General features: G+C 37.6%; 17 protein-coding genes and 1 pseudogene. 4 read left to right on the top strand and 14 right to left on the bottom strand.

What is annotated here, in order from left to right; all coding sequences use genetic code 11:
• Positions 1–32 precede the first annotated feature (32 nt).
• Both ACTXGU_RS13770 and ACTXGU_RS13765 read right to left on the bottom strand, forming a co-directional pair.
• Positions 33–476, bottom strand: coding sequence for a DoxX family protein (locus ACTXGU_RS13770; RefSeq protein ID WP_443482098.1), 444 nt, complete (start codon positions 474–476; stop codon positions 33–35).
• A 90-nt stretch (positions 477–566) separates the two neighbouring features.
• Entirely contained in the window at positions 567–1,166 is a 600-nt protein-coding gene (locus tag ACTXGU_RS13765; protein WP_443482097.1) for a TetR/AcrR family transcriptional regulator, read from the bottom strand.
• A 304-nt stretch (positions 1,167–1,470) separates the two neighbouring features.
• On the opposite strand from ACTXGU_RS13765, the gene ACTXGU_RS13760 reads away from it, so the two are divergent.
• Positions 1,471–1,638 (top strand): hypothetical protein, encoded by a 168-nt coding sequence (locus tag ACTXGU_RS13760; RefSeq protein ID WP_443482096.1) that lies wholly within the window; start codon positions 1,471–1,473, stop codon positions 1,636–1,638.
• 44 nt (positions 1,639–1,682) lie between these two features.
• Here the strand turns inward: ACTXGU_RS13760 and ACTXGU_RS13755 are convergent, their stop codons facing one another.
• Positions 1,683–2,552 carry a helix-turn-helix domain-containing protein gene (locus tag ACTXGU_RS13755; protein ID WP_443482095.1) on the bottom strand — a complete coding sequence of 290 codons (870 nt, stop codon included), beginning with the start codon at positions 2,550–2,552 and terminating at the stop codon, positions 1,683–1,685.
• A 92-nt stretch (positions 2,553–2,644) separates the two neighbouring features.
• Here ACTXGU_RS13755 and ACTXGU_RS13750 point away from each other — a divergent pair, with 92 nt between their 5' ends.
• The 3 genes from ACTXGU_RS13750 (at position 2,645) to ACTXGU_RS13740 (ending at position 4,613) form a co-directional block, all read left to right on the top strand.
• On the top strand, positions 2,645–3,343 hold the full coding sequence (locus ACTXGU_RS13750; RefSeq protein WP_443482094.1) for a DUF4386 domain-containing protein: 699 nt from the start codon (positions 2,645–2,647) through the stop codon (positions 3,341–3,343).
• A 332-nt stretch (positions 3,344–3,675) separates the two neighbouring features.
• Positions 3,676–4,149: a GNAT family N-acetyltransferase gene (locus tag ACTXGU_RS13745; protein ID WP_443482093.1), complete on the top strand. Its 474-nt coding sequence runs from the start codon at positions 3,676–3,678 to the stop codon at positions 4,147–4,149.
• Between the two features lie 170 nt (positions 4,150–4,319).
• Entirely contained in the window at positions 4,320–4,613 is a 294-nt protein-coding gene (locus tag ACTXGU_RS13740; RefSeq protein ID WP_443482092.1) for a hypothetical protein, read from the top strand.
• A 204-nt stretch (positions 4,614–4,817) separates the two neighbouring features.
• On the opposite strand, the gene ACTXGU_RS13735 is transcribed toward ACTXGU_RS13740, so the two are convergent.
• The 11 genes and pseudogenes from ACTXGU_RS13735 to ACTXGU_RS13685 form a co-directional block, all read right to left on the bottom strand.
• Complete coding sequence (locus tag ACTXGU_RS13735) at positions 4,818–5,756, bottom strand: ring-cleaving dioxygenase (RefSeq protein ID WP_443482091.1); 939 nt, start codon at positions 5,754–5,756, stop codon at positions 4,818–4,820.
• A gap of 76 nt (positions 5,757–5,832) precedes the next feature.
• Positions 5,833–6,231 carry a DoxX family protein gene (locus ACTXGU_RS13730; RefSeq protein ID WP_443482090.1) on the bottom strand — a complete coding sequence of 133 codons (399 nt, stop codon included), beginning with the start codon at positions 6,229–6,231 and terminating at the stop codon, positions 5,833–5,835.
• A 28-nt stretch (positions 6,232–6,259) separates the two neighbouring features.
• Entirely contained in the window at positions 6,260–6,673 is a 414-nt protein-coding gene (locus ACTXGU_RS13725) for a MarR family winged helix-turn-helix transcriptional regulator (RefSeq protein WP_443482089.1), read from the bottom strand.
• Positions 6,674–7,068: 395 nt separating this feature from the next.
• A complete protein-coding gene (locus ACTXGU_RS13720; RefSeq protein WP_443482088.1) occupies positions 7,069–8,028 on the bottom strand; it encodes an alpha/beta fold hydrolase in 960 nt (319 codons plus the stop codon).
• 231 nt (positions 8,029–8,259) lie between these two features.
• Positions 8,260–9,639 (bottom strand): ethanolamine permease, encoded by a 1,380-nt coding sequence (gene eat / locus ACTXGU_RS13715; protein ID WP_443482087.1) that lies wholly within the window; start codon positions 9,637–9,639, stop codon positions 8,260–8,262.
• 15 nt (positions 9,640–9,654) lie between these two features.
• Entirely contained in the window at positions 9,655–10,368 is a 714-nt protein-coding gene (gene eutC, locus ACTXGU_RS13710) for an ethanolamine ammonia-lyase subunit EutC (RefSeq protein ID WP_443482086.1), read from the bottom strand.
• An 18-nt stretch (positions 10,369–10,386) separates the two neighbouring features.
• Complete coding sequence (locus ACTXGU_RS13705) at positions 10,387–11,757, bottom strand: ethanolamine ammonia-lyase subunit EutB (protein WP_443482085.1); 1,371 nt, start codon at positions 11,755–11,757, stop codon at positions 10,387–10,389.
• A gap of 198 nt (positions 11,758–11,955) precedes the next feature.
• Positions 11,956–13,395, bottom strand: a complete 1,440-nt coding sequence (locus ACTXGU_RS13700; RefSeq protein WP_443482084.1) for an ethanolamine ammonia-lyase reactivating factor EutA — start codon at positions 13,393–13,395, stop codon at positions 11,956–11,958.
• An 85-nt stretch (positions 13,396–13,480) separates the two neighbouring features.
• The gene (locus ACTXGU_RS13695) at positions 13,481–14,056 is read right to left on the bottom strand and encodes an ANTAR domain-containing response regulator (RefSeq protein WP_443482083.1); all 576 of its coding nucleotides are present in this window, start codon (positions 14,054–14,056) and stop codon (positions 13,481–13,483) included.
• On the bottom strand, positions 14,056–15,138 hold the full coding sequence (locus tag ACTXGU_RS13690; RefSeq protein ID WP_443482082.1) for a sensor histidine kinase: 1,083 nt from the start codon (positions 15,136–15,138) through the stop codon (positions 14,056–14,058). The genes ACTXGU_RS13695 and ACTXGU_RS13690 overlap by 1 nt, the downstream gene beginning before the upstream one ends.
• Positions 15,139–15,459: 321 nt before the next feature.
• Positions 15,460–15,570: pseudogene (locus ACTXGU_RS13685) on the bottom strand (cupin domain-containing protein); the annotation flags it as partial.
• Positions 15,571–15,902 lie beyond the last annotated feature (332 nt).

Below are 15,902 nucleotides of genomic sequence, written 5' to 3'. Positions count from 1 at the left end.
TTCTTTTTCGAACACTAGTGATTCTGACCTCATTAATCCGCAAATCCTGCAAGTAATACAGCGGCTAAGAAAATGATTTGCAGGATGGTCCGAAGCACGATCGGTGTTGCGGGCTTTCCTGCAATCGCAAGCCCTTCTTTTGCGGCACGTATATTCGCTGGAAACATCGCCAAAAGCAAAAGCGAAAGACTGATAGAAGCAAACTTTGATGCAGCAGGAAGAATAATACCAATTGCCCCAATCAATTCAATACAACCGGTCAGTGTAACCAATAAATCAGGTTTCGGAAGCAACGGTGGAACCATCTTGATTAAATCAGGACGCCTTTTCCCCCAATGGGCAGATGCTGTTAAAAGAAACATACATGCGACCGCAAATTTTAAGGCTATGACCCAATGATCAAAATAAGACAATCCGACGATTCCCAATACACGAAACAATAAGAACGAGCCAACAAGCACGAAAAATGGAGCCATTCATCCTCTCTCCTTTACTAATAAGGTGTATAAATCATTAAGTATAAGACAACGATCGGCAGCAAGGTAGCTGCTATTTCGCCTGCCTTTCTATTTATTTTTTGGCTTTAGCATATCGACGATAAAACCGGCAAAATCAGAAATTCCAAATGTAGTAAGATCCGATTGGAATGATGTCCGCATACGGTATCCATACGATAACAATACAAATAACTCCGCTGTTTTCTCGGCATTTATATTATGGGAAATAACGTCATTTTCTTGTCCAATCACGATCCATTGCTTAGACGTTTGCACCGCTTGCTCGTAAAATTGCTGAATCACTTCACTTACTGCTGGTTGATCACTCTTTCCAAGCAGATAAACGAAGATTCGATTCGTAACATTATTAGGATCAGCTAGGGTCGACAATTGATTGGCAATCACCTGCATTGGAGCTTCAAACTGCCTTCCTTTTTCCAGAATCGCATCAAAAAAACGGCTATTTGTCTCCTTAAGACTAGCTTCAAGAACGAGGGCAAATAATTCGTCTTTCCCTTTGACATAATGAAAGATCGCTCCTTTGGAAAGCCCTGAGCGCTCCATAATGTCATTTAATGTTGTTTGACTGCATCCCTTCTCCCGAATGAGCGCTTCAGTCGTATCCAACAATAATTTTTTTGTCTGCTGTCGTTTTTGTTCCCTCTTCATTTTTACTCCTTTCTTTATAAATGATCATAAGCTTAATTGCATTATACAAACCGACCAGCGGTTTGTAAATATATTTTAAACATGATACTCCATTCTTTATATTATAGATTGTTGCTTTTAGACGCGCAGCCTGAATACACTTCGTCCGTTTAGCGAGCGTCGAGCCTCCTCGTCGCATACGCTCAGTCTTTCTCGCATTCCCACAGGAGTCTACGTGTATTCAGTCTGCTGAGTACTAATTACTATTTATGTTTCTATTTTCTTATGTGAATATTTAGTGACATTATAATTGGTGAAGAGGAGATTGGTAGGATGGACACTTTATTTTGCTGAACAAGAAAATAGCTATAATAGTCGACTTATAGGCATCTCAAAAGAGGTGCCTTTTTTCGTTACAGAAAATTATTCTGATTCTAACTTATTACAGCAAGATTTGGAAAGTCTATCGAACAATATTTTGTTAATTTATTAATATCAAAATAAATAAAAGAAATAGAATGAAGGAGTAAAGCGAAATTAAAATTCTGAATCAATAGGCAGTTTTTTGATAGGTACATAGATGTGATAGGCTGAATTAAGATTATGAAGGTTATCAAAAACTTGTATAAGTTCGATATGTGAATTCTCCGTTTCATGCTTTGAAATTTTTAAAAACCTTGCAAAATCGGTAATGAAAACATCTCCTATCTCAAGAAGATCACCAAAATATTTGAATTTGGCACAAAAGAGTTTCGGGACATCAACGGTAAAATAATGGGGTTTATCTATTTGTATATCATGCGGAATCCCGAACAAAACCTTAAAACGGGTTGAATTTGGTTGACAGTTTGAATAGATGACATAACATGAACCATTTATTGTTGCATCAATGTCATTCAAGAGCATGTTTGAATAAGAACGAATCTTCGTTTTGTAATCGTCAGTAGCTAGATCAACTTCAAAGGCTACGCCACATATTGTAATTGTTTCGAATTCCGTCAAGGTGAAGTCGGTAACAACATCACCATTGATGTTTTTAATGGATCTATTCACGACTGCTGGTATAGGCACCTGAGATATGGTCTGACCTTTTGCCCTTAACGTGCTTGGAGCTATACCGTATTGGCGTTTGAAAGCGCGGGTGAATGATGATGGAGTTCCAAAGTTGAGCTGATAAGCAATCTCTGTTAGAGATAAGTTATCGTTCTGAATAAATGTTAGTGATGTATTCAATCTTCTGGATAGTATGTAATTGTTTAATGAACAACCCATCATGGCAGAAAAAAGTCTATGAAAATAGTATTTGGACATGTTGAAGGTATTGGCAACAGACTCCAGTGATAAAGGCTGTTGTATATTTTTCTCAATATATATTAAAGCATCTTCTATTACTTCATAGTGTTCCATGATATCACCCTATATCAAGTGTTTTTCAAAATATTTTATAACTAGTTTAACATATGAACTTTGGTAAGTAATTATTTCTAGGAGGTAAAATAATGACACAAGACAGAAGAAATGGAATTATAATAGGTATTTTTTATATAGTAGCTGCGGTTGCTTCAATCATAGCTGTTGTCTTTTATGAACCCGTATTGTCAGAGCAATGGTATAAGACTGTGGCGAATGGATTTAAAACGAAGGTTTTGGTCGGTGTAATAAATGATCTTTTGCTCGTAGTGACGGCAATTGGGACAGCGGTTATGCTGTTTCCTTATATTCGACGTTGGAATGAACATATTGCATTAGGGTACCTTTGTTTTCGATTTATGGAAGCTGTTTTTATTGCAATAGGTGTGGTAAGTATACTAGGATTATTGCATTTAAGTATATATTATGCAGCAGAGGGTTTAGCGAGTGAAGAAAATCTTCTCACTCTAGGTTTAGTGTTGCAAGGTTTTCATCGTTGGACTTTTATGTTAGGTCCGAATTTCATGTTGGGCATAAATACAATCATGTATAGTTATTTACTCTTTAGAACAGGTTTAGTGCCCAAACAGTTAGCGCTATTTGGTATGATTACAGCTGTTTTAGTATTCATAGCTGGCTTACTAGAAATGTTTGGCATTGTAGAGCCTTTCTCTGCAGTAAAAGGACTCCTTGCTCTACCCGTGGGCATTTATGAGATGAGTTTGGCAATCTGGTTAATTGTGAAGGGCTTTCATAAGCAAAAACTTGAAAAACTAGAAGCGAATTAATGTTATGTTTTTAAATTTATTACTAATGGAGAAGCAACGGAGGATGGGAATGACGGAACCATGTTTCCTGAAACCATCCCGTCAATACTCCTGCATACGTCATGACTGACAGACTATGAGGTTTGAAGTACAGGTAGATTCGGCAGAACGAAGGATGAAGCCATTCTTTAAGAAAAAGAAAAGGTATGTCAACGGATTTGCCGCACGGCTGAAAAACTAGATATGGTGAGAATCGTCCCGCTATAAAGGGACGGACGAGCTTATTTCAATATAAGTATGGTAGGATTGTATTTATATGAGGGGGATGACACTTTACTTGAGGAGGAGAATTTATGAGTCAATACAGTAGAGAAGGATTTAAAATAGAGACTAATAAAAATTCTTTGGACAAAGAAATGATTTTTAATTACTTACATAATGAGGCTTATTGGTCAAAAGGAATACCTAGACATCTAGTAAATAAATCGATTGAAAATTCCATTGCTTTTGGTGTATTCGAAGAGGAAGTTCCTTCAAAGCAGTTAATAAGGCAAGTAGGATTCGGAAGAATTATTACAGATTTATCCACTTTCGCCTATTTAGCGGATGTATTTATATTGCCAGAATTTAGAGGTTTTGGTTTAGGGAAATGGCTAGTACATACCATGGTAAACTATCCAGAGATTCAACAAGTACGAAGAATCTTATTAGCTACTAAAGATGCCCATGGCTTATATAAGCAATACAACTTTAACTTCATTGAAAACCAACATTTATTTATGGAGATTACTCAAAAAGACATTTATAAGAAAATGTCAAACAAATAAACCAAGGTGCTACTGTGGTATAAAAGTAAACTTTTTACCATAGCAGCACTTAGATTGATTTGCGTTAAGTATGGCAATAATTTCACTAGTCTAGTAGTTGTCTCAATGACAACTTAGACATAAATAAACTCGGAGGCTATAATAAACTCTTAAAAAAGTAGGTGTATATCGTGGAAGAATTTTTAAAGCAAATTGTAAACCAATTAAATTCGTTGGAAAATAGATTTGGTTCATTAGAAAATAGATTTGATTCATTAGACAATAGAATGGGATCATTGGAGGAAGGTCAAAAAGCTCTAATTGCAGATCAGAATGAAATGCGAAAAGAAGTTGGATTCTATTACGGAAGCATGATGAAAAAACTTGATGAAACAAAAACAGAATTAAGCAGCGAAATCAAACAAGTTTCTACTATTCAAAAACAACATCAAAGTGTATTAGACTACTTAAATGAAAAGCAATAAATTGTCCTCCTTTCAAGAACCTCAGGTAGCAAACCTAAGGCACCAAGTAACCTCTTCGGCTGAAGGTTCACATATATCCTACACTATAACAATCCAAACACATACGAATAGCCTTGCAGAAACAACCGCCAAAGGCTACTTTAATTATTCACTTTTACATTAAAGCAACAAGGGTCAGGCGTACGAGCCCTGACCCCTTTCCTATTACTTTGACCCCTTCACTTCAATTGGAATCAAAGCATGTTCAATTCTTTCTCTATAAGGTTCATATTGCGATGGCAGCATTAATGCCGTCCCCATTGTTTCTTCTGATTCATCATGGGCAAATCCTGGAGGATCTGTAGCGATTTCAAATAAAATCTCGCCATGCTCTCTAAAGTATATGGCATTGAAATAATTTCGATCTTTAACAGGTGTAACGTCATACCCGTTTTTTTCTACGTGTTTCTTCCAGTCTAATTGATCCTGATCATCTTTTGCACGCCATGCAATATGATGAACCGTACCGGCCCCCATATTTCCATGGCCAATGGAAGTTAATTTCAAGTCAATGATATTCCCAATATCACCAGAGGCTCTGAAGCGAACAAAATCTCCTTCTTCACCAACTTTTGTAAGACCCATGACGCTTTCTAGCAGTTCAGCTGTTTGTTCTGGTTTTGCTGACAAAAGCACCGCTCCTCCGAATCCTTTAATCGCTACGTCAGGTGTCACCCCTCCAAAGCTCCAAGTATTGTTTTCCCCTTCTTCTCTTTCCACTAATTCCAAATGCAATCCGTGTGGATCATCAAACTCTAAATATTCCTCTCCAAACCGCTGCATTTTGCTATATGAAATATGAAACTGATCGAGTCTTTTTTCCCAAAATGCTAAGGCGCCTTTTGGAACGACATAAGATGTCACTCCTACTTGCCCATCTCCAATTTTTCCGCGATGCGCGCCTGGCCATGGGAAAAACGTAATAATCGTTCCTGGCTTTCCTCCATCATTTCCAAAATAAAGGTGATATGTTTTCGGATCATCAAAATTCACGGTTTGCTTTACTAAACGCAACCCTAACACTCCTGCATAAAAATCGACATTTTCCTGAGGGTGGCCGACAATAGCTGTAATATGGTGAATACCCATTGATTGTTTTGACATTTTGTTTCATCCTTTCTTTTTGAGGGGTCTGACCCCTTTTTTATTTCAAATTAAAGTATCTTCATTTCGAGATATTTTAGAATAAAAAAGCATCTATTGCATATTGACCTGGACCGATAAGCGCAATCCCAATCGCTGCTGCTATTAATGTTAAGTTATACTCATATCCATTTTGAGTTGCCCAAAGCCCATTTGCACCGTGAACCTTTGCAATTGCCATTACCATTGTTGCTGCTATAAGAATTCCTCCAATAGGTGTCAGCAACCCTGCTGCAAATAAAATTCCACCAATTAACTCTGATAATCCAGCGAATAATGCTACTGTGTAACCAGGTTTCATCCCAATGGATTCAAACCATCCGCCTGTTCCTTTTAAACCATAGCCGCCAAACCATCCAAACAGCTTTTGAGCACCATGACCAATAAATAATAATCCAATCACCAATCGAATAACTAATAATCCTAAATCCATCATCTTTTTTTCCTCCTAAATAATATGTTTTTTATCCCATTTTTTCAAGTAAGCTAATGATTATTTTTTTCTCTTCAAGATTTATTTCTCGAAAAAGCGCCTGAATACATTTTCCATGATCAGGAATACATCGATCCATTAAGGCTTTCCCTTTAACCGTAATAGACACATGAACAGTTCTTCGATCCTTGCGACAATCAGTTCGTTCTAATAACTCTCTTTCCTGCAGCTTATCAATGACATAGGTCATCGAACTACTTGCAAGGAAAGCGCCTTTTGAAATTTGCTGAACCGTTTGTTTCCCTTTTTGATACAGTATTTCTAATACTGAAAACTCTGTTAATGTTAAACCGTATTTTTGTAAATTGATTTTCATCTTATTCTGAATGGACCTTGCTGCTTTAAAAAGCATCGCAGAAGTTTTAAGCGCTAATTCTTCATTCATCTCAGCCCCCCTAGCAATTTATCTCGAATTAAATTATCTTGAATATGAGATAATAATATTACAGAGATTATATAAAGTCAATCCTTTTGAAAATTTTTTTTAAAAAAATGCTTTTTTCGTATAGATTGTTGCTTTTAAACGCGCAGCCTGTATACACTTTGTCCGTTTAGCAAGCGTCGAGCCTCCTCCTCGTCGTATACAGCTCCTATGGTATAAACGAGTCAAAGGGAGACCCAACAGAGGAGGCTCTCGAACCGCCCACGGAAAGCGTACGCCTGGAGTCGAAATTAACAGCTAAGTTTAAAAGAGCCAAAAAAGACTGTAGGAAAACTCACCTTAATAAGAGGGTTGTCTACAGTCTGAAATACATGTGTTATACATGCGTTTACTTCTATTTAAATCTCTTTCAAAAATTGCAGGATGATATCATTAAGTCCAGGAAGATTTTCGTGTCCAAAATCGGGAAATATCTCTAGGCGCTTCGGAGAATTTATTTTGTTATAGGCAGCAAACTGCGTAGATGGAGGACAAATCGTATCCATCAATCCCGTTCCCATTAAAACCTCTCCCTGAATTCTTGAAGATAAATGTTGGATATCAATATAACCAAGCTTTGTAAATATCTCCTTTTCCCTTTTATGCTGAGGATCAAACTTGCGAAAATAAGTACGAAGCTCTTCATAAGCATTTTCTGCCAAATCCATCTCCCATACCCGCTTATAATCACTTAAAAAGGGATAGACTGGCGCTAACCTTTTAATTCGTGGTTCAAGCGCTGCACACGCAATCGTTAAAGCCCCGCCTTGTGACCATCCTGTAGCGGCAACACGATCAGGGTCAACTTCGGGCAAATTCATGACAATGGAAGCAAGCTGTGCAGCATCTAGAAATATATGACGAAATAATAAATGATCAGGTTCGTCATCCAACCCTCTAATAATATGGCCTTGAAAAGTATTTCCTTTGACACCTCCTGAATCAGTTGAGTTCCCGCCTTGTCCTCGACAATCCATCGCAAATACCGAAAATCCAAGAGCAGCGTATACTAATTTTTCAGACCAATCGCCAGAGTTGCCAGAATAGCCATGAAATTGAATAACAGCTGGATGAGGTTTAGACAATTCCTTTGGTTTCACATATTTAACATGAATCCGCGCTCCTCGTACACCTGTAAAATATAGATCATAACAATCAGCAAAAGGAACCTGAAACTCACTAGGAATAAGTTCAACATTTGCATCATCCAATCTCATTTCTGCAAGAGCTCGATCCCAGTAGTCATCAAAATCTGCTGGTCGAGGATTTCTGCCCTCGTATCTTTTTAATTCTTCTAAAGGAATATCAATTAGTGGCATCTAAACTAACTTCCTTTCATCTTTTTCTACTACCTATTTATGTCATACTCCTTTATTCAAAATAGTTCAAGAAAAAAGTGGAAGAATTCAAATAGCGAAGTTCAATTCTATCCTCAGCGTATTTGAGCGAAAAATAATCTTAACTATAAAAATATAAAAAAATAACCATCACCTCAATTTAGGGACGGTTATTTTTTCGTCTAATTTATTTCATATTAAAGAAAGTTATCTTTATTTTTCCGCTGGTTCATCTCTTGAAATCATATACGATTCGGTGATGGATAATGGTTCTATTTGTTTTGCACCATAAACAAAATAATACAAAATAGATGCGATAAAAATAATGCCAATTACATTCGTTAAGGAAACATCCATTCCAAAAATGGACATTGAAGTGGTAAAGACACTGTATCTTACTATACTATATAGACAGATTAAACCAAGTATTAGAGCTATTCCTGGAACAATTGGATAGGTTACTTTAAATGGACGTTCCAGATTCGGTTCTTTTTTACGCAAAATAAAGAGTGATATCATACTGATGCAATACATCATGACAGCACCAAAGACAGATAAAATAATTAAAGCATTGGCAAATGTTGCAGAACCTGCACAAATGACAGCAATAGCTCCCGGCAATAATAGACCCCAAACAGGTACGCCCTTTTTATTGACTTTAGCTAGCACACGTGGGAAATAACCGTCCCTTGCCAACGCGTAAGTTTGTCTTGAGTAGCCTAAAATAATCCCATGCAGACTGGCAATTAATCCAAATAAGCCAATAATCGCTACAACGGTTGGAATCACACTGCCCTCTCCATATACAGATGATAATGCTTGTGGCAATGGATAATCGGCTGGCTTTCCGCTTCCGCCTCCTAAACCTGCTGTTACAAATAACGTAAACAACGTCGCTATCGCTAATGTTAAAATCCCGCTAATAAATCCTTTTGGAATATCTTTTTTTGGATTTTCTACCTCTTCCGCTGCCATAGCACCGCCTTCAATCGCTAAATAAAACCAAACAGCAAATGGTATCGCTGCAAAGATGCCTGTTCCCCCGTTTACAAAGGAAGCATCATTAAATATATTGTTCATTTTAACATGAGGCAATCCCATTACATAATAAATAGCCAAACCAATTAAAGCTACAATCGTTGCAACTAATTCAATTACTGCTGCTTCTTTCACTCCGATTAAATTAATTAAAATGAAAAAGATAAACACGCCAACTGTCGCATAAACTGGATTAATGGCAGGAATTAAAAAGTGAAGATAGGCTCCTGTTGAAACCGCAATAGCTGGAGGAGCAAAAACAAATTCTAATAAACAAGCGATCCCTGCTATAAATCCACCGAAAGGCCCTAATGCACGCCTCGCATACGCAGACGGTCCGCCAGCATTTGGAATAGAAGTGGACAGCTCTGAATAGCTAAAAATAAACGTCGTATAGAAAACTGTAACAATAACAACTGCAATGGCTAAGCCAATAATTCCACCTTGTTCAAATCCATAATTCCAGCCAAAATATTGTCCAGAAATAACCATCCCTACCGCAATCGCCCATAAATGAATCGGTTTTAAATGTTTTTTCAGCTCATTTGTTTGCATATACTTTCTTCCCCCTTAAATAACTAGGCCTACGCCACTTGTTTTTTGTTTCAACATTTGACTAATAATCGTCCCCATATGAGCAGCTGCCTCAATAGGCGGAGTCCCTCTTCGATGAATATTGGAGATCACCATTCTGTCAGACTCTTTCGTTCCTTTTCGCGGCTTGTAGCACATATAAGCACTAAGAGAATGGGCGCAGACTAATCCAGGACGCTCGCCAATTAATAGAATAAAAGCTTCTGGTTTTACTATTTCTCCAATTGCATCCATACACCCAACTCTTCCACCTTTAACAAAGAAAGGAGTTCCTGCTTTTAATTCATAGGAATCTAGTGAATCAAGCAATGCTGGATAGACATCCATGATATTTTCTTCAATTGCATTGGCACTTAATCCATCTGAGACGACAATTTGGACTTGAGGATGCTGCAAACAACGCGCTTGAATCGTCTTTTTCCCTTCTTCTGATAAAATTCTCCCTTGATCAGGACGTTGTAGATATCTTTCTTTCGTTTCATAGCAAGTTTCAATGGAAAAGAGGTTTAACTGTTCCAGCAACTCGTTTGAAACTTCCCCATATACCGTATCAACAGCTGCTGCATGATCAACTCGAAATGATAAATAGTCTTTTGTTAAAGGCCTTGTCCCTGTTCTTCCAACTCCAATTCGAGCTGGAGTAAATTTCTTCAAATTTAACAAAGGATCCATTTCTTCAAACTTTCTCATACCTTTCCCCTCCTAAACTTATGCTTTTTTTAAAAATAAAGTAGGATCACCAGCAATCTTGGTTAACTTTCCTCCTTCTGTAATTCCTTGTTTTTCAAGCCATCGTGAAAATTCTGGAGTTGGACTTAAACGAGCAACACTGCGTAGTGTCGCAATATCATGGTAGCTTAACGATTGGTAATTCAGCATACAATCGTCTGCCATTGGCACACCGATGACAAAGTTGACCCCAGCTGAGGTCAATAGCATGCTAAGATTGTCCATATCATTTTGATCTGCTTTCATATGATTCGTGTAGCAAACATCCACCCCCATCGGCAAACCATGCATTTTTCCCATAAAATGGTCTTCCAGCCCTGCACGAATTACTTGCTTGCTGTTATACAAATATTCCGGCCCAATAAACCCAACAACTGTGTTTACCATAAAGGGCTGATAATGTTTTGCAAGTCCGTAGCACCTTGCCTCTAGCGTGACTTGATCAATGTCAAAATGTGCTTCAGCGGATAATTCAGAACCTTGGCCAGTTTCAAAATACCACCGGTTTGGACCAACTGCAGATCCTTTTTCACGAATCAGCTCTGATGCTTCATTTAGCATAGAACCAGAGATTCCAAATGATTCATTGCCAGCCTGTGTGCCAGCTAAGCTTTGAAAAATAAGATCAGCAGGAGCTCCTTTTTCAATCGCTCTCATTTGGCTTGTAACATGGGACAACACACAGTTTTGGGTTGGAATCGCAAACTGGTTGATCACATCCTTCGTTTCACATAATAGACCATAAATATTATCCGTCGTATCAATCACCGGATTAATGCCAATCACAGCGTCCCCTACTCCATAACTCAACGCTTCATACAGGGATGCACGCATCCCATGTAAATGATCAGATGGATGATTTGGCTGTGCTCGTGAAGCCAATACTCCTTTTTGGCCAATTTTTGTTTGACAATGGGTAATGACCTTTATTTTGGAAGCGGCTTGAATTAAATCCAAATTGGACATAATTTTTGCCGCAGCGGCAATCATTTCACTTGTTAATCCCTTGCTGAGATACAAAAGGTCGCTGCCGCTCTTTTGATCATTTAGGATATACTCTCTCAAGTCAGCCACTGTCCAATTTTTAACAGTCTCATAAACTTTTTCATCGACATTTTCCTCAATGATTCTTGAAACCTCATCCTGTTCTGGAGGAAGCAATGGATGAATTCGAATTTCTGCCAACGTGATGTTTGCTAATACGATCTTTGCTGCCATCCGTTCTTTCATATTTTCAGCGCTAATGCCTGCTAGCTGGTCGCCCGAACGCTCTTCATTCGCTTTCGCCATGATTTCTTTTAAACTACGAAACTGATAGGTGTTGCCTAATAGATTCGTTTTTTTATACATTAATATCACCTCAGGTTATTTTCATTTTACAAAATTCACATGAAGACGCGTTCCTCGTCTTCACCTTCTAACATGGAAAAGGCAGATTCTAACCTAATAAAGGCGGCTTCCAACCTTAATAAGGGTAAAAAACAAGCTACTAAGCACTATCGGTCGTTTTGTTCCCATTAAATTGACGTAGCTCCGTCCCCTTTTCCATTAAAAAGCCAACGTTTTAATCGAAATCGAAATTGCCTCTTTGGCTACGGGCAGCCCTAAGTCAATGTAGTCTCCGTAAGTGAAATCAATTTGATCTATGCAAATAACGTGAAGCTTCTGTTTCCCCCTTTTCGCCAAAGCTTGTCCTAACGCCTTAGCCATATCATTTTCACAAATGACCACCAGCTTTCCTGCATCTGGAAAATTAGTGGTAAACTGTTCATAGAGCGATTGAGCCAAGCACTGCAGCATTTTATATGTGCAATATGGAACGGATGATAAAGCAATCGCAAATGGAGGATCCTGCTTCTCATCATATAGTTTCTTTGCTTGGACTACGGCATCTTGTAAACGGATTTGAAAGGATTCGCTATGCCATTTTCCGTTTTCTGCGACAGGCACCTTTACCATCGGAATATTTTTAAGCGGCAAAAGAGAATCCTCAACAAACACGGTTGCACCGCTTACCTCCGTATTTTGCATTCCAGCTCCAATGACAGTAGCTCGTGTCGTTTCAGCTGCTTTTTTGATTGGCACCACATATTTTGGAGCAACAGCCTTTAACACAGTAGCAAGTAATGGTCCCATATCTCCATGCTTTGTCACTTCTTTTAGTTGACTGATTTGTTCATCCATCATTTGACCAATTCCACCTGAAACAAAGATTTCATTGATTGGATAAATCGCTCTAGAAGGCGGCTCTAGCAACAATAACTGCGCCTCAAATTTTGGTGAACCAGTTAGATAGGAAAGCATACTTTCGTTCATGCAAATGGTCAATTGTTTAAGCTTTTCAAAATCAGCAACTCCCCCAACTTCCAGGTTAAAATGATTGGCTTTAAGCCAAGGCTTTATATGTGGTGAAATGTATTGGATTTCCCCATCATCACTTAGCCGTATGAGCCTGCCTCCAATATGAAAAGTAAATGACTGAATGGCTCTTCCATATTGAAATAACGCAACATTTGCGGTGCCTCCACCTATATCGACATTAGCCACAACCCCTTCAATTTCTTGGGAACGCTGCATTGCTCCTGATCCTTTTCCCGCTAAAATCCCTTCTAAATCAGCGCCTGCTGTGGCAACAACAAAATCACCTGCACGGTCCGCTAAATAGTGAATAAGCGTTTGAGCGTTCTCTTTTTGAGCCGTTTCACCCGTTATAATAACGGCTCCCGCTTTTACATCCGTCAAGCTTGTATGGGACACTTCATACTCCTCGGCTAATAACGAAGCTAAGTGATCCATATCAATTTCATATTCATTCTTTAATGGAGTTGTATAAATAGGACTAGTATACATAATTTTGCGGTCAACGATTTGACATGTTGGAAGGCTGAATCGATCACCCTGTTCCCCAATAAGCAAGTGGCTTACAATAAATTTAGTTGTGCTTGTTCCAATATCAATTCCAATACTTGTTATCCATCTATCACTCATAACTGCCCTCCTAAAACACAAAAAAGCACCTTGAACCAACCCTATTCTATTTATTAGAATAGAGCTGCTGCAAAGCGCCATTGCTTTATGCTTTATGAACTTGTTTTATAATCTCCTTCGCGATCTTTACTAAAGGAATTTGCTTTTTCATACTTGCTTTCTGCATGAGATGGTATGCTTGTTTCTCACTGCAATTCCGCTGCTGCATAAGCAAGCCTTTTGCTTTTTCAATTAGTTTTCGTTCAGCCATTTTCTGTTCAAGATTATCAATTTTATCTTGTAAAAGAAGAAATTGCTCACGTTGATTTAAGGCAATTTCAACAGCTGGAAGCAACTCTCTTTCCTTAATTGGCTTGACTAGAAAAGCATTAATATTTGCTTTTTTCGCTTCTTCTACTAGATCAAAGTGGCTGTAAGCGGTAAGAAGCAAAATAGCACAATCCGAAAATCCTTTAATAATAGAAGAGGCTTTAATGCCATCTACACGCGGCATTTTAACATCCATAATAATTAAATCTGGTTTCAATGAATATGCTTTTTCTATCGCTTCTTCCCCATTTTTTCCTTCGCCGACCACATCATAATTATGACCTTCAAGCATCTCTTTCATATCGAGCCTTGTAATCAGCTCATCATCTACTATCATAATTTTGTGTTTCATTACATCACCTTGTCTATAATTGGAAAAGTAATGGACACCTTTGTTCCTTGATTAGAATGAAAATAGGACAGTATTCCCTCTAACTCTTCTTCTACCAGAAGCTCGACAAGCTTTAATCCTAAAGAAGACTTTTTACGAGATCTAACTGCCTCGTCCATTCCACAGCCATCATCATTAACAGTTATGGTTGCCATTTGCTTTCGGCAATTAACATATATGTCAATCATTCCTTTACTGCGCGAACCAAAAGCATGTTTGATACTATTTTGGATTAATTCATTGACAATTAATGCAACAGAGGTAGCCCGATTCGAAGGCAATAGTAGAGAATCTCCATAAACGGAAACATGAATATCCTGTCCTGGGATACTAGATGAAGAGATTAATAATGAAGCAATTTGCTCTATAACAAATTTTGCATCTACTTCTTCGATCCCATTTTGTGCTAGATAGTCATGAACCATTGCCATGCTGGAAATTCGAGATATGCTATCCTGAAAGACCTCTGCGACATCCTTTGAAGAAGAACGCCGCATTTGCAAGCGAAGCAAACTAGAAATAACCTGCAAATTATTTTTTACTCTATGATGAATCTCTTGAATCACAATTGATTGAATAACCTGTTTCTTTTCTACACTATTTGCGGCCTTCATCAATTTTTTTACTTTTTGCTGAGTCTGAACAGCTGATGAAATATCACGCTCTTTAATTAAGACAGCAAAAGTCCCTCCTGATGAATCAGTAATAGGAACAATATCCTGCTGAATGACAACATATTCTTGGGATATACCTCTTGAACCAATAACAGGCTTACCTGTTCTTAAGCTAAATAAAACACCTGGTTCCGATTCTTCATACGCAATTTGCCCTAGGACACTATTTTTATACAACGACTGTGTTGTAGTTGGATGTGCCTCCGCAACAACAATAGCAGCATTCCCTTCTGGCGAGAGACAATCAATAAAGATGTCAGCTTGAGAAACATCCGCAATTATTTGAAGATTCCGGGAGAGATTTTCAATACAATCACACTGTTCTTTAGAAAGACTAGTCACTTTATTTATATTTAAAATACCATTCATGATGCTTCTGTGTCCTCTCTTAGATTCTGAGGAATTTTATGTAGTTTCCAACAAATATTATCAATCATTTGATATAATATATCACAAAAAATTTTTCAAATCCAAAACCACGTAAGATAATCTAACATGGTTTTTGTGTAATTTGTTAGATGAACAGTGAAAAAGATAACATCTTCTAAACGTTCAAAACTTTTTGATTATTGTCGATTTCATCTGGTATTTCAAATGGTTTTGATGAAGCTAAAAATGTGATTTCTGTCATTGCTTTATATCTCCTCTATTATGAGACATTAGAGTCTAATCCCTTCTAAGGAGTAGTCATTACCCAAATAGATTTCCTCGGTTGATGTAGCGGTGGGGTGTCGTACTTAGAAAATGAATGCTGTCTCCTTCTTTCATATGAAATTCTTCCTCTTCTAGAACAACAATTCGTCCTCCTTTTAATTAGAGGCTGTCATTGGATCCTGCTAGAAGATACTAGTATAAGGTCTTCTTTTTAGGAAACTAGAAGTAGCTAAGCCAACAAAACACCAAAAGAATATGAACAGAAATGTTGGTTTACATATATTGTTACCTCCTTGAAGGCAGCTGTTACATAAGAAAACTTTTAATTGCGAGGATTTTCAATATTATAAAATAATTATTAATCTTTATAATTAATCCGAAATTGTTTATTTTTGTACAAAACTTCCTTAGACTTCTATATAAAGTTTAATATATCTGTGCTTTTAATTGTTAAATATTCCATGTCAGAAAATATAACA

It is taken from the genome of Niallia sp. 01092, from assembly GCF_052318935.1.
Taxonomy (GTDB): domain Bacteria; phylum Bacillota; class Bacilli; order Bacillales; family Cytobacillaceae; genus Niallia.
This window is presented reverse-complemented; position numbering and strand designations above follow the sequence as displayed.